General features: G+C 60.9%; 13 protein-coding genes. 10 read left to right on the top strand and 3 right to left on the bottom strand.

Going from position 1 to position 14,760, the window contains the following annotated elements:
- Positions 1 to 163: 163 nt before the first annotated feature.
- The 6 genes from hutI (at position 164) to KO1_RS12735 (ending at position 7,957) form a co-directional block, all read left to right on the top strand.
- Entirely contained in the window at positions 164 to 1,381 is a 1,218-nt protein-coding gene (hutI, locus tag KO1_RS12760) for an imidazolonepropionase (RefSeq protein WP_024273933.1), read from the top strand.
- Positions 1,378 to 2,334, top strand: coding sequence for a formimidoylglutamase (gene hutG, locus KO1_RS12755; protein WP_004111517.1), 957 nt, complete (start codon positions 1,378 to 1,380; stop codon positions 2,332 to 2,334). The genes hutI and hutG overlap by 4 nt, the downstream gene beginning before the upstream one ends.
- A 54-nt stretch (positions 2,335 to 2,388) precedes the next feature.
- Entirely contained in the window at positions 2,389 to 3,114 is a 726-nt protein-coding gene (locus tag KO1_RS12750; RefSeq protein WP_004100400.1) for a histidine utilization repressor, read from the top strand.
- A gap of 142 nt (positions 3,115 to 3,256) precedes the next feature.
- The gene (gene hutU / locus KO1_RS28720) at positions 3,257 to 4,945 is read left to right on the top strand and encodes a urocanate hydratase (RefSeq protein ID WP_024273934.1); all 1,689 of its coding nucleotides are present in this window, start codon (positions 3,257 to 3,259) and stop codon (positions 4,943 to 4,945) included.
- Entirely contained in the window at positions 4,942 to 6,477 is a 1,536-nt protein-coding gene (gene hutH / locus KO1_RS12740; RefSeq protein WP_024273935.1) for a histidine ammonia-lyase, read from the top strand. The genes hutU and hutH overlap by 4 nt, the downstream gene beginning before the upstream one ends.
- A gap of 100 nt (positions 6,478 to 6,577) precedes the next feature.
- Positions 6,578 to 7,957, top strand: coding sequence for an amino acid permease (locus tag KO1_RS12735; protein ID WP_004111531.1), 1,380 nt, complete (start codon positions 6,578 to 6,580; stop codon positions 7,955 to 7,957).
- Between the two features lie 104 nt (positions 7,958 to 8,061).
- Here the strand turns inward: KO1_RS12735 and KO1_RS12730 are convergent, their stop codons facing one another.
- Positions 8,062 to 8,538 carry a kinase inhibitor gene (locus tag KO1_RS12730; RefSeq protein WP_016808907.1) on the bottom strand — a complete coding sequence of 159 codons (477 nt, stop codon included), beginning with the start codon at positions 8,536 to 8,538 and terminating at the stop codon, positions 8,062 to 8,064.
- A 69-nt stretch (positions 8,539 to 8,607) separates the two neighbouring features.
- A complete protein-coding gene (bioA, locus tag KO1_RS12725) occupies positions 8,608 to 9,897 on the bottom strand; it encodes an adenosylmethionine--8-amino-7-oxononanoate transaminase (protein ID WP_024273937.1) in 1,290 nt (429 codons plus the stop codon).
- A 207-nt stretch (positions 9,898 to 10,104) separates the two neighbouring features.
- Between bioA and bioB the strand changes: the two genes are divergently transcribed.
- From bioB to bioD, 4 genes are read left to right on the top strand one after another with little or no spacing between them, the layout of a single operon-like run.
- Complete coding sequence (gene bioB / locus KO1_RS12720; RefSeq protein WP_004111537.1) at positions 10,105 to 11,145, top strand: biotin synthase BioB; 1,041 nt, start codon at positions 10,105 to 10,107, stop codon at positions 11,143 to 11,145.
- A complete protein-coding gene (gene bioF / locus KO1_RS12715; RefSeq protein ID WP_024273938.1) occupies positions 11,142 to 12,299 on the top strand; it encodes an 8-amino-7-oxononanoate synthase in 1,158 nt (385 codons plus the stop codon). Before bioB ends, bioF begins: the two co-directional genes overlap by 4 nt.
- On the top strand, positions 12,283 to 13,038 hold the full coding sequence (gene bioC, locus KO1_RS12710; RefSeq protein WP_024273939.1) for a malonyl-ACP O-methyltransferase BioC: 756 nt from the start codon (positions 12,283 to 12,285) through the stop codon (positions 13,036 to 13,038). Before bioF ends, bioC begins: the two co-directional genes overlap by 17 nt.
- A complete protein-coding gene (bioD, locus tag KO1_RS12705) occupies positions 13,031 to 13,753 on the top strand; it encodes a dethiobiotin synthase (protein WP_024273940.1) in 723 nt (240 codons plus the stop codon). Before bioC ends, bioD begins: the two co-directional genes overlap by 8 nt.
- On the opposite strand, the gene KO1_RS12700 is transcribed toward bioD, so the two are convergent.
- A complete protein-coding gene (locus tag KO1_RS12700) occupies positions 13,695 to 14,417 on the bottom strand; it encodes an ABC transporter ATP-binding protein (RefSeq protein ID WP_024273941.1) in 723 nt (240 codons plus the stop codon). The genes bioD and KO1_RS12700 overlap by 59 nt on opposite strands.
- Between the last annotated feature and the right edge of the window lie 343 nt (positions 14,418 to 14,760).

Here is a 14,760-nt window from a genome sequence, read left to right as displayed (position 1 = left end):
CGAAACGGGAAGATGTAGCGCAAAAAAGTTGCTTCCTTTACATATTCAGCGCCGGAAACGGGCCGCTTTTGATCACAAATAAATAACATTTGCCCCGGTCTGAGTTGACATTTCTCGTGGAATCAAAATAAATGTCTATACAACCCATGACAAGTTGACCGCAATGACACAGACTCTTTCCGAACGCGTAATCTGGCGAAACGTCCGCCTTGCTACCCTCGACCCTCGATACGCCCGGCCTTATGGCCTGCTGGAGGACCACGTGCTGCTGGTGCGCGATGGCCGTATTGAGGCCATTGTGCCCGAAGGCGATGCGCCAGCCGGCCGAAGTATCGACCTCGGCGGCAGGCTGCTTACGCCGGGGCTGATCGATTGCCATACGCATCTGGTTTTTGGCGGCAGCCGGGCGCAGGAGTGGGAGCAGCGCCTCAACGGCGTTTCCTACCAGACCATTAGCGCAAACGGCGGCGGCATTAACGCGACCGTGCGCGCCACCCGGGAAAGCAGCGAAGCGGAGCTGCTGGCGCTGGCCCGCCAGCGGCTGGCTCGTCTGCTGCGCGAAGGCCTCACCACCCTGGAGATTAAATCCGGCTACGGGCTGGACCTTGAAAACGAGCGCAAAATGCTGCGCGTGATACAACAGCTTGCCGCGACGCATGCCGTGGAGATTTCGCCAACGCTGCTTTCCGCCCACGCCACGCCGCCGGAGTATCAAGGCGACCCGGACGGCTATATCGATCTGGTGTGCCAGACTATTCTCCCGGCGCTGTGGGAAGAGGGGTTATTCGAAAGCGTCGATGCCTTCTGCGAAAACGTCGGCTTTACCCCCGCGCAGACTGAACGGGTTTACAGTACGGCCCAGGCATTAGGTATCCCGGTAAAAGGTCACGTTGAGCAGCTCTCTTCGCTGGGCGGCGCCGAATTAGTGAGCCGCTATAAAGGCCTGTCCGCCGACCATATCGAATACCTGACCCCAGAGGGCGTGGCGGCGATGAGCCGCAGCGGCACCGTGGCGGTGCTTCTGCCCGGCGCGTTCTATTTCCTTAACGAAACCCGCAGGCCGCCGGTTGAACTGCTGCGCGAACATCAGGTTCCGATGGCGGTGGCGACGGACTACAACCCCGGTACCAGCCCCTTTGCCAGCCTGCATCTGGCGATGAATATGGCTTGCGTGAAATTTGGCCTGACGCCGGAGGAGGCGTGGGCAGGCGTAACCCGTCATGCGGCGCAGGCGCTGGGCCGTCAGGCGAGCCACGGTCAGCTGGCGGCGGGCTTCGTTGCCGATTTTGCTATCTGGGATGCGGTGCATCCGGTTGAGATGGTTTATGAGCCGGGGCGCAGTCCGCTCTGGCAGCGCGTGGTGCGAGGAGAGATCGTATGAAGCTATGGCAACCGACGCCCGCCGAGATTTGGCAGGGACGCGACGATAGCTCGGAGGCGGCCAACGCGCTGCGTCTGTTTCAGACTATCGCCCGCGTCGAACGTTTTGAACCGCAGGCGCAGCCCGGTGACATTGCTCTGCTGGGATTCGCCTGCGACGAAGGGGTTCGGCGTAATAAAGGACGAACCGGCGCTGCTAAAGGCCCGGAAATCCTGCGCCGGGCGCTGGCGAATATGGCCAGCCACGACGGCCACGACCGCTGCGTGGATATGGGGAGCGTCAGCGTAGAGGGCGACGCGCTGGAAGCGGCGCAGCAGGCGCTGCGCGAAGCGGTTACGGCCTGCCAACGCGCGGGCAAGCGTACGCTGGTGCTGGGCGGCGGTCACGAGACGGCTTTCGGCCACGGCGCCGGCGTGCTGGACGCGTTTCCCACAGATGAGGTTGGCATTATTAACCTTGATGCGCATCTGGACTTACGTATTGCCGACCGGGCCAGCTCGGGTACGCCGTTTCGTCAGCTGGCGCTGGCCTGTGAAGCGCAGCGGCGCGCTTTTCACTACACCTGTATCGGCGTGAGTTACGCCGCTAATACCCGGGCGCTGCTGGACGAAGCTGCCCGCCGCGAGGTGACGATCATTGACGATTTAGCGGTGCTCTTCGCCTTTGAAGCGCGGGTTATCCCGCAAATCGAGCATCTTATTGCCCGCTACGATCGCCTGTATCTGACTATCGATCTCGACGTGCTGCCCGCGCGTGAAATGCCCGCAGTGTCCGCGCCGGCCGCGCTCGGCGTTCCGCTGGCGACGCTGCTGCGCATCGTCGAGCCGCTGTGCCGCAGCGGTAAGCTCCAGGCGGTTGATCTGGTCGAGTTTAACCCGCAGTACGATATTGATAGCCAGGGAGCCCGCGCGGCAGCGCGTCTGGCGTGGCAAATCGCCCATTGGTGGCAATAGCGATTCAGTATATTCTGGACGTTTCGCTGCCCATTAGCACAAGGAAGCCCGGCCATGTTCTCATCGCAACCTCGTTCCGCGCCTGCGCCATTCTATGAAAAGGTGAAACAGGCTATTAGCGAAAAGATCCACAGCGGCGTCTGGCGGCCGCACGATCGCATCCCCTCGGAGGCGGAGCTGGTGGCGCAGTTTGGCTTTAGCCGTATGACCATTAACCGGGCGCTGCGCGAGCTGACCGATGAAGGCCTGCTGGTGCGATTACAGGGAGTGGGAACGTTCGTTGCGGAGCCAAAAGGGCAGTCGGCGCTGTTTGAAGTGCGCAGCATCGCTGAAGAAATCGCCTCTCGCCATCATCAGCACCGCTGCGAGGTGCTGCTGCTGGAGGAAACTCAGGCCGACCTGATTCAGGCCGCAGCGCTGAACGTAGCCGCCGGAACGCGCATTTTCCATTCGCTGATGGTGCATTTTGAAAATGAGATCCCGGTACAGATTGAGGACCGCTGCGTTAACGCCGCCGTGGTGCCGGACTATCTGCATCAGGACTACACCGTCACCACTCCCCACGACTATCTGTCGCTGATCGCCCCCTTAACCGAGGGAGAGCACATTGTTGAGGCAGTGCAGGCTACGGCGGAGGAGTGCGCGCTGCTGCATATTCATGCCCACGACCCGTGTCTGCTGATCCGCCGCCGTACCTGGTCCACCACCCATATTGTCTCCCACGCGCGCCTGCTTTTCCCCGGCAGCCGCTACCGTCTCCAGGGCCATTTTGGCTCCTGAACGCTCTGCGCGTCGGCAAAACGTGATTGCTGACGCAATATAACAAAAATGTATCATTTCTGTTAAATCCTGTCTTGCGCATGCTTGTATAGACAAGTATATGTATTTACGTACACAACGTTAATTGTCAGGAGAACCCCCGATGTCGCAAAGCAAATACCGCCAGCAGGACGTACGTGCACCGCGTGGCACGACGTTAAATGCGAAGAGCTGGCTGACCGAAGCCCCGCTGCGTATGCTCATGAATAACCTCGACCCGGATGTCGCCGAAAACCCGCATGAGCTGGTGGTGTACGGTGGTATTGGACGCGCGGCGCGCAACTGGGAATGCTACGACGCCATCGTGAAGGCGCTGAAAAACCTCGAGAGCGACGAAACATTGCTGGTGCAGTCCGGCAAGCCGGTGGGCGTCTTCAAAACCCATGAAAACTCGCCGCGGGTGCTGATCGCTAACTCCAACCTGGTGCCGCACTGGGCAACCTGGGAACACTTTAACGAGCTGGATGCCAAAGGGCTGGCGATGTACGGCCAGATGACCGCCGGCAGCTGGATCTATATCGGCAGCCAGGGCATCGTGCAGGGCACCTATGAGACCTTTGTTGAGGCCGGTCGCCAGCACTATCAGGGTAGCCTGAAGGGCCGCTGGGTACTGACCGCTGGTCTGGGCGGCATGGGCGGCGCGCAGCCGCTGGCCGCGACCTTAGCGGGTGCCTGCTCGCTGAATATCGAATGCCAGCAGAGCCGCATCGATTTCCGCCTGCGTACCCGCTACGTTGATGAACAGGCGACGTCGCTGGATGACGCGCTGGCGCGCATTAAAAAATACACCGCCGAAGGCCGGGCGATCTCTATCGCGCTATGCGGCAACGCGGCGGAAATCGTGCCGGAAATGGTGAAGCGCGGCGTGCGTCCGGATATGGTGACCGATCAGACCAGCGCCCACGATCCGCTGCACGGCTATCTGCCGAAAGGCTGGAGCTGGGAAGAGTATCAGGCTAAAGCCGAGTCTGACCCGCAGGGCACTATCCTGGCGGCAAAACGCTCAATGGCCGACCACGTGCAGGCGATGCTGGCATTCCACGAAATGGGCGTGCCGACGTTTGACTACGGCAATAACATTCGCCAGATGGCTCAGGAGATGGGCGTTGACGACGCGTTTGCTTTCCCGGGCTTCGTTCCCGCCTATATCCGCCCGCTGTTCTGCCGCGGCATCGGTCCGTTCCGCTGGGTTGCCCTGTCCGGCGACCCGCAGGACATCTATAAAACCGACGCGAAAGTGAAAGAGATCGTTAAAGACGACAAGCACCTGCATCACTGGCTGGATATGGCCCGCGAGCGTATCAGCTTTCAGGGACTACCGGCGCGTATCTGCTGGGTAGGACTGGAGTGGCGGCAGAAGCTGGGGCTGGCGTTTAACGAAATGGTGCGCAGCGGCGAAGTCTCCGCGCCGATCGTCATCGGCCGCGACCATCTTGACTCCGGCTCGGTCGCCAGCCCGAACCGCGAAACGGAAGCGATGCGCGATGGTTCCGACGCCGTTTCCGACTGGCCGCTGCTCAACGCTTTACTGAATACCGCCAGCGGCGCGACCTGGGTGTCGCTGCATCACGGCGGTGGGGTAGGGATGGGCTTTTCGCAGCACTCCGGCATGGTTATCGTCTGCGACGGTACCGATGAAGCGGCGGCGCGTATCGCCCGCGTTCTGCACAACGACCCGGCGACCGGCGTCATGCGTCATGCCGATGCGGGTTACGACATCGCTATTGAGTGCGCGATAGAACAAGGTTTGAATCTTCCGATGGTAGCAGCAACGCAGGGGCACGCTAAATGAACGCTTTAACACTGATTCCGGGCCAACTCAGCCTGTCGCAGCTGCGCGACGTCTACAGCCAGCCGCTGAACATTACGCTAGACGAAAGCGCGTTCGCGGCGATTGATGACAGCGTTGCCTGCGTCAACGCGATTCTGGCGGAAGGCCGCACCGCCTACGGTATCAACACCGGTTTTGGCCTACTGGCGCAAACCCGTATCTCCACCGAAGACCTGGAAAATCTCCAGCGCTCACTGGTATTGTCGCATGCGGCGGGGATCGGCGAACCGCTGGATGACGATCTCGCGCGTCTGATTATGGTGCTGAAAATTAATAGCCTGTCGCGCGGCTTTTCCGGCATTCGCCTGAGCGTGATTCAGGCGCTGATCGGCCTGGTCAACGCCGGGGTAACGCCGTGGATCCCGGCGAAGGGATCGGTCGGCGCGTCCGGCGATCTCGCGCCGCTGGCGCATATGTCCTTAACCCTGCTTGGCGAGGGGAAAGCGCGGGTGCGCGGAGGGGAGTGGCTACCGGCGACGGAAGCGCTGCGTCAGGCGGGGCTTGAGCCGATTACTCTGGCGGCAAAAGAGGGGCTGGCGCTGCTCAACGGCACGCAGGCATCGACGGCGTTTGCCCTGCGCGGGCTGTTCGAAGCCGAAGACCTGTTTGCTTCCGCAGTGGTCTGCGGGGCGTTAACCACCGAGGCGGCGCTTGGATCGCGTCGTCCATTTGATCCGCGTATTCATGAAGCGCGCGGCCAGCGGGGGCAGATTGACGCCGCGGCGCTCTATCGCCACCTATTGACCGATGACAGCGCAATTTCCCAATCCCACCATAATTGCACCAAGGTGCAGGACCCGTATTCTCTGCGCTGTCAGCCGCAGGTGATGGGAGCCTGCCTGACCCAGCTTCGCCAGGCGGCGGAAGTGCTGCTGGTTGAAGCCAACGCGGTCTCCGATAACCCGCTGGTATTTGCCAGCGAGAACGACGTGATCTCCGGCGGCAACTTCCACGCCGAACCGGTGGCGATGGCGGCGGATAATATCGCGCTGGCGATTGCCGAAATTGGCTCGCTGTCCGAGCGCCGAATCGCCCTGATGATGGACAGCCATATGTCGCAGCTGCCGCCTTTCCTGGTGAAAAACGGCGGCGTCAACTCCGGCTTTATGATCGCCCAGGTGACGGCGGCGGCGCTGGCCAGCGAAAACAAAGCGCTGTCGCATCCGCACAGCGTGGACAGCCTGCCGACCTCCGCTAACCAGGAAGACCACGTCTCAATGGCGCCAGCCGCCGGTCGCCGCCTGTGGGCGATGGCGGAAAATACCCGCGGCGTGCTGGCCGTAGAGTGGCTGGCTGCCGCGCAGGGTCTGGATATGCGTGAAGGCCTGACCAGCAGTCCGCTGCTGGAAGAGGCGCGCCACCTGCTGCGCGAGCGGGTGACCCACTACACCGAAGACCGCTTCTTCGCTCCGGATATCGAAAACGCCATTGCGCTTCTGGCCGCACGTCATCTTACGCGGCTGCTGCCTGCCGTGCTCTCAGACCAACGCTAAACCATCGCTGTTCTCTGTACCTGCGCCGGGAGGATATCTTCCTTCCGGCCACCCTACACGCATATTTGTCGTCGTATAAAAACTATCAGGACACTTGCATATGCAACAACAAAACAAGCCACACCTGCTGCGCGGGCTGAATGCCCGTCACATTCGTTTTATCGCGCTCGGTTCCGCCATCGGCACCGGGCTGTTCTACGGCTCGGCATCGGCGATCAAGGCCGCAGGCCCGGCGGTACTGCTGGCCTATCTGATTGGCGGCGCGGCGGTGTTTATCGTGATGCGGGCGCTGGGGGAAATGGCGGTACGCAACCCGGTTTCCGGCTCCTTCAGCAGCTACGCGCGACAGTATCTTGGCCCGCTGGCGGGGTTTATTACCGGCTGGACCTACACCTTTGAGATGGTGATCGTCGCCCTCGCGGACGTGACCGCTTTCGGCATCTACATGGGGCTGTGGTATCCCGATGTTCCGCGCTGGATCTGGGTGCTGAGCATTATCTTTTTTATCGGCGCCATGAACCTGTGCAGCGTGCGCGTTTTCGGCGAGATGGAGTTCTGGCTGTCGCTAATCAAAGTGGTGGCGATTATTGCCATGATTGTGGCGGGCGGCAGCATTATTTTCTTCGGATTCGGTAACGCCTTCCCGGCAACCGGGCTGGATAACCTATGGAGTCACGGCGGCTTTGCCCCTAACGGCTGGGAGGGGATCGTGGCTTCGCTCGGAATCGTCATGTTTGCCTTTGGCGGCGTTGAGATCATCGGCGTCACCGCTGCGGAAGCGAAGAATCCGCACAAGGTGATCCCGCAGGCGATCAATACGATTCCGCTGCGTATCGTGCTGTTTTATGTCTGCACCCTGGCGATTCTGATGGCGATTTTCCCGTGGAACAGCTTCGGCGAGCGAGGTAGTCCTTTCGTACTGATATTCGATGGCCTGGGCATTCCGGCAGCGGCCACCATTCTGAATATCATCGTCATCAGCGCCAGCATTTCGGCGATTAACAGCGATATTTTTGGCGCGGGGCGCATGATGTACGGTATGGCGAAAGAGGGGCTGGCGCCGAAGAGCTTCCAGCGCATCGCCAGCAACGGGGTGCCGTGGATGACGGTGGTGGTCATGGGCGTGGCGCTGCTGGCAGCGGTGGTGCTGAATTATCTGATGCCGGAGCAGGTGTTTGTGCTGATTGCCTCGCTGGCGGCCTTCGCGACGGTATGGGTCTGGTTAATGATCCTGCTGGCCCACTTTGCGATGCGTCGCGGTCTGTCCGCTGAGGAGCGTAGCGCTATCGCGTTTCCGGTGCCGTTCTGGCCGGTTGCGCCGCTGCTGACGCTACTGTTTATGGGACTGGTTATTGCGGTGCTGGGGATGGTGGAAGAGACGCGGATTGCGCTGATCGCCGGTTTGGTGTGGCTCGGCCTGCTGACGGCGGTGTGGTTCGCGCGGGTCAGAAAAAACGCCGTGCTGGCGGTGACGGAGTAGTTAATCTTCCCGGAGGCGGCGCGTTACGCCTGTCCGGGCTACGGGTCCGTATGGTTTGCGGATTTTGTAGCCCGGACCGGTGCGCAGTACCGCCTCCGGGATCGTTAGCTAAACAGGGCGGTAATCGACGCGCTGCCGAGGCTGTGGAAATGGACGTTAAAGCCGACCATCGCGCCGCTTGCGCCCTCATCGACTGCAATTTTTTCGACGTCCAGCGCGTGGACGGTAAAGATATAACGATGGGTCTCGCCCTTCGGCGGCGCTGCGCCGCCGTATCCGGTCTGACCGAAATCGGTACGAGTCTGAATCGCCTCTTCGGGCAGTTCGGCCTGGCCGGAACCGGCTCCCTGCGGTAACACGCGGGTATCGGCGGGAAGGTTGGCCACCAGCCAGTGCCACCAGCCGGAACCGGTCGGCGCATCGGGATCGAAACAGGTCACCACAAAGCTTTTAGTGCCGGCCGGCACCTCATCCCACGCCAGGTGCGGTGAAATATTATCGCCATCGTAGCCCATGCCGTTGAAGACATGGCGATTAGGCAGCTTCTCGCCGTCCTGCAAATCATGACTGATTAATTTCATCGTCTCTCCTCGCATTAATTCACTGATTAGCAAAGAAGTGTAGCGCGTGCGCCGCGCCTTTACCGTCTCTTATTCGCTAAAAAATGTTTCATCCTGAACGGCGATGTTAACCGCCCGCGTCAGGCGGCTTAGCTGCTCCGGCGTAATGATGTACGGCGGCATCAGATAGATCAGGCGACCGAACGGACGTATCCACACGCCTTGTTCGACGAAGAAGCGCTGCAGGGCGGCCATATTAACCGGTCGATGCGTCTCAACCACGCCAATCGCCCCTAAGACCCGCACGTCGGCAACCTGTTCAGATTCGCGCGCCGGGGCCAGCTCGGCGTTGAGCTGCACTCCGATCCCCGCCACCTGCTGCTGCCACTCGCCGCTTTCCAGCAGACGCAGACTCTCGGTCGCCACCGCGCAGGCCAGCGGATTGCCCATAAAGGTCGGTCCGTGCATAAAGCAGCCCGCTTCACCGTCGCTGATGGTTTCCGCCACCTGACGCGTGGTGAGGGTGGCGGAGAGCGTCATGGTACCGCCGGTTAGCGCTTTGCCAAGGCACAGAATATCCGCCGTAATCCCCGCGTGCTCGCAGGCAAACAGCTTACCGGTGCGGCCGAACCCGGTGGCAATCTCATCGGCGATCAGCAGGATACCTTCGCGATCGCACATTCTGCGGATCCGCCGGAGCCACTCGGGATGGTACATCCGCATTCCGCCCGCGCCCTGAACAATCGGCTCGAGGATCACCGCGGCGATTTCATGACGATGGGCGGCCATCAGTCGGGCGAACGGCGCCATATCCCGCTCATCCCAGTCGCCGTCGAAGCGGCTCTGCGGCGCCGGGGCGAAGAGGTTATCCGGCAAATAACCTTGCCACAGGCTGTGCATTGAGTTCGTCGGATCGCAGACCGACATCGCGCCGAAGGTATCGCCGTGATAGCCGTTGCGGAAAGTAAGAAAGCGCCGGCGCGGGTCGCCCTTCGCCTGCCAGTACTGTAGCGCCATTTTCATCGCCACTTCGACGGCAACGGAGCCGGAATCGGCGAGGAACACGCACTCAAGGCTTTCCGGGGTCATCGCCACCAGCTGGCGGCACAGGGCCACCGCCGAAGGGTGGGTTATCCCACCAAACATGACGTGCGACATCTGGTCGATCTGCGCTTTCATCGCCGCATTCAGGCGCGGGTGATTGTAGCCATGAATCGCCGCCCACCAGGACGACATGCCGTCAACCAGCTGCTCGCCGCCGGCGAGGGTCAGCTCGCAGCCGTGGGCGGCCACTACCGGATAGACCGGCAGCGGTGAAGTCATTGAAGTGTAAGGGTGCCAGATGTGGCGCCGATCGAAAGCGAGATCGTCCGTTGTCATAATCGACTTGTAAACCATTTTGAAAACATTTAGGTTTACAAGTCTACACTGAACTTACAATGAATCGTACACAAAATATTTCGCGCAGCATCGAGGCGGCAAACGAGAAAACCCCATGAGCAAAGTTCACTATGTGACTGGGGTGCGCGAGTGCAGCCAACAAAGAGGCTGTGTGAAATAGAACGTGTACGACTTTTGGAGAGGCTAATGGCTCACCACCCACGTTGGACAATGTCGCAAGTCACTGAGTTATTTAATAAACCATTTCTGGATCTGCTGTTTGAAGCGCAGCAGGTCCACCGTCAACACTTCGACCCGCGCCAGGTTCAGGTCAGCACGCTGCTGTCGATTAAGACCGGCGCCTGCCCGGAAGATTGCAAATACTGCCCGCAAAGCGCGCGCTATAAAACCGGCCTTGAATCCGAACGCCTGATGGAGGTTGAGCAGGTGCTGGAGTCGGCGCGGCAGGCGAAACAAGCCGGTTCAACCCGCTTCTGTATGGGCGCGGCGTGGAAGAACCCGAACGATCGCGATATGCCGTATCTTGAGCAGATGGTAAAAGGGGTGAAAGCGCTGGGGCTGGAGGCATGTATGACGCTTGGCACGCTGAACGAGAGCCAGGCGCAGCGTCTGGCAGGCGCCGGCCTGGATTACTACAACCACAACCTCGATACCTCGCCGGAGTTCTACGGCAATATTATTACCACCCGCACTTATCAGGAGCGCCTCGATACCCTCGACAAAGTGCGCGATGCCGGAATTAAAGTGTGCTCCGGCGGTATTGTCGGGCTCGGGGAAACGGTCAAAGACCGTGCCGGGCTGCTGCTGCAGTTGGCCAATCTGCCGACGCCGCCGGAAAGCGTGCCGATCAATATGCTGGTAAAGGTCAAAGGCACGCCGCTGGCGGATAATGACGACGTTGATGCCTTTGATTTTATTCGTACTATCGCCATTGCGCGCATCATGATGCCGACCTCGCACGTGCGCCTTTCCGCCGGTCGCGAACAGATGAACGAACAGACCCAGGCGATGTGCTTTATGGCCGGGGCGAACTCGATTTTCTACGGCTGCAAGCTGCTGACCACGCCAAACCCGGAAGAGGATAAAGACCTGCAGCTGTTCCGCAAGCTGGGGATCAACCCGCAGCAGACCGCGGTGCTGGAAGGCGATAACGCCCAACAGCAGCGCCTGGAGCAGGCGTTGATGAACCCGGATACCGAGGAATATTACAACGCGGCGGCGCTATGAGCTGGCAGCACCGTATCGAACAAGCGCTGGCGGAGCGGCAGGCGGCGGATGCGTTGCGCCGTCGCCTGCCGGTGACCCAGGGCGCAGGACGCTGGCTTATTCGTGAAGGGCAGCGCTGGCTCAATTTTTCCAGCAACGATTATCTGGGCCTCAGTCAGCATCCAACGATCGTCAAGGCCTGGCAGCAGGGCGCGGAGCGCTACGGCGTCGGCAGCGGCGGTTCCGGCCACGTCAGCGGCTACAGCGAGGCGCACCACGTGCTGGAAGACCAGCTGGCCGACTGGCTGGGCTATCCGCGCGCGCTGCTGTTTATTTCCGGCTTTGCCGCGAATCAGGCGGTGATTGCCGCTCTCGCGGGCAAAGAGGATCGGATTGTCGCCGATCGTCTCAGCCACGCCTCGTTGCTGGAAGCCGCCAGCCTTAGCCCGGCGCAGCTGCGGCGTTTTCAGCACAATGACTCCCGACATCTGCGGGAACTGCTGGCGAAACCGCTATCCGGTCAGCAGCTGGTGGTGACTGAAGGCATTTTTAGCATGGACGGCGATAGCGCGCCGCTGGCGGAGGTTCAGCAAGCGTCGCGGGAGGCCGGGGCGCTTCTGCTGGTTGACGACGCGCACGGTATCGGCGCGCTCGGCGAAGAGGGGCGAGGCAGCTGTTATAGCCAGCAGGTTCATCCGGATTTGCTGAACGTCACCTTCGGTAAAGCGTTTGGCGTCAGCGGGGCGGCGGTCCTCTGTAGCGAAGCGCTGGCGGATTATCTGCTGCAGTTTGCCCGCCATCTCATTTACAGCACCGCCATGCCCCCGGCGCAGGCAGTGGCGCTCAGCGCCGCGCTTGAGGTGATACGTAGCGACGATGGCCGGCAGCGGCGGGAAAAGCTGGCTGGCCATATTGCAGATTTTCGCCGCGAAATGACCCATTATTCCGGCGAACTGACCCATTCTGACAGCGCGATTCAGCCGCTGATCGTCGGCGATAACGCTCGCGCGCTGCGGCTGGCAGCCTGTCTACGCGAGCGCGGCTGCTGGGCGACGGCAATCCGCCCGCCGACGGTTCCCGTCGGTAGCGCCCGCCTGCGCCTGACGTTGACCGCTGCGCACGATTCCGCCGATATTGCCCGGCTGCTGGAGGTACTGCATGACGGTGGTGAATAAACGCGCGGTAGCGGCGGCGTTTGGCCGCGCGGCGGGACAGTACGCCCTGCATGACGAATTACAGCGGCGTAGCGCCTCTCTGCTGCTGGCGCAGCTCGATATTAAAACCTTCCCCGAGGTGCTGGACGCGGGTTGCGGTCCCGGTAGCATGAGCCGCTTCTGGCTTGATGCGGGGAGTCGGGTGACGGCGCTGGACCTTTCCGTCGACATGCTGGCTGAAGCCCGCCGCGGCGGCTGCGCGCATTGCTACGTCGAAGGCGACATCGAAGCGCTGCCGCTGGCGAACGGCTGCGTCGACCTGGCGTGGAGCAACCTGGCGGTGCAGTGGTGCGACAACCTCGTCACCGCCCTTGACGAACTTTCCCGGGTGGTGCGGCCCGGCGGACGCGTGGCGTTCAGCACCCTACTGGCGGGCTCTTTGCCGGAGCTGAACCAGGCCTGGCGAGCTATCGATGAGCAGCCGCACGCCAACCGTTTTCTCAGCGAGCAGGCGGTGCGTGATGCGCTGGCCGGTCGCCGCGCGACCGGCCGCGTCCATGCCATTACGCTGCCGTTTACCGATGCGCTCAGCGCGATGCGCTCGCTGAAAGGCATCGGCGCTACCCATCTGCACCACGGACGCAGCCCTGCGCCGCTCAGCCGCGGTAAGCTGCGGCAGCTTCAGCTCGCCTGGCCGCAGCAGCAGGGACAAAGTCCGCTGACGTACCAACTTTTTACAGGAGTCATCGAACGTGATTAAACGTTTTTTCGTTACCGGTACCGACACCGAAGTGGGGAAAACCGTCGCCAGCTGCGCGCTGCTGCAGGCGGCTAACCGCGCGGGATTTCATAGCGCGGGCTATAAACCGGTGGCCTCCGGCAGCGACCATACGGCGCAGGGATTGCGCAATGAAGATGCGTTGGCCCTGCAGCGCAATAGCCGCGCGGTGCTGAGCTACGAACAGATTAATCCCTTTACCTTTGCCGAGCCGACCTCGCCGCATATCATTAGCGCCGATGAAGGGAGGCCGATTGACGCCGCCGCGATCTCTGCGGGTCTGCGCGAACTGGAGGAACGGTCTGATTGGGTACTGGTGGAAGGGGCGGGGGGCTGGTTTACGCCGCTGTCAGAAACGCTGACCTTTGCCGATTGGGTACAGGCGGAGCGGCTACCGGTGATTCTCGTCGTCGGGGTCAAGCTGGGGTGCATCAACCACGCGATGCTGACCGCTCAGGCGGTGCAGCAGGCCGGACTGCCGCTGGCGGGATGGATCGCTAACGATATCCAGCCGCCGGGCAAGCGTCACTCTGAATATCTGGCAACGCTAGAGCGCGTACTGCCCGCGCCGCTGCTTGGAGAAATTCCGTGGCTGGCGAATGCGCAGCAGCGCGAGGATCTCGGCCAGTATCTCGATCTCAGCGCGCTGGATCCGGCGTCATCCATTTTGCCAGCAGCGGCGCATCCAACTGCATAACGTCGCCCTGGGCCACGCTGCGTCCGCAGTGCAGGAGACAGAAACGATCCGCCACCCGACGGATAAACGGCAGGTGTTGTTCGGCGATCAGCACCGTCAGGCCAATATCGCGGTTCAACCGTACCAGTAAATCCCCGAGCTTGTGCAAAAAGCGCGGGCCGCCGCCGCGTGAGGGTTCGTCGAGGATCAGCAGGCGCGGGCGGGTTATCAACGCCCTCGCCAGCGCCAGCTGGTACTGGTCGTCGGCGGTCAGGGTAATCCCTTTACTTTGGCGCAGCGCGTAAAGCTCCGGAAAGAGCTCATAAATCTCTCCGGCCATGCCCGATGCGGATTCGCCGCCCGCAGCAAGGGCTATATGCAGATTTTCCTCAACGCTTAGCTGCGAAAAAATACGTTTATCCTGCGGGACGTAGCCTATGCCGATAGCGCTGCGCGACTGGGCGGAGAGCGGCATCAGGTCATAAGGAGCCGCCCCCGCGTCCTGCCAGGTCATACTGCCGCTGGCGACTGGCAGATGCCCGGTAATACAGTTAACCAGCGTGGTTTTACCCATGCCCTGACGCCCCAGCACGCAGGTGCATTTCCCCGGCCAGAGTTCAAGGTCAACATTCCACAGCGTGTGCTGGCTTCCGTAATAGTGATTCACGGCACGTAGACTCAACATAGACGTTTTCTCCTTTCCTGAGATATCAGGCGACGAGAAGATGCTGCAAATCTCTTGCCAGGAAAAAGAACTCTCGGTTTTTGCCGTTGAATGCAGGCGGCGGCGTCAGAAAGCGGACGGCGCTTGCACTTTCCCGGTGCCCGCGCGCTGGAATGTGGTGCAAAAAATAATAAAAAATCCAGCTAATCTTTGCCGATAAACAGCAAAAAAAATTCAATAAATTTTTTTCGCAGCGGGTTTTGCCGGTCCGCTCGGTTTTGTTCGGGTGGCTTGGGTCAGGGGCTGCAGACAGTTATCCACTATTCCTGTGGATAACCTTGTGTATTAGAGTTAGAAAACTTGC

The organism is Klebsiella oxytoca NBRC 105695 (genome assembly GCF_001598695.1).
Lineage (GTDB): Bacteria > Pseudomonadota > Gammaproteobacteria > Enterobacterales > Enterobacteriaceae > Klebsiella > Klebsiella oxytoca.
The sequence above is the reverse complement of the archived record's forward strand: the minus strand, read 5'-3'. Positions and strand labels throughout refer to the sequence as shown.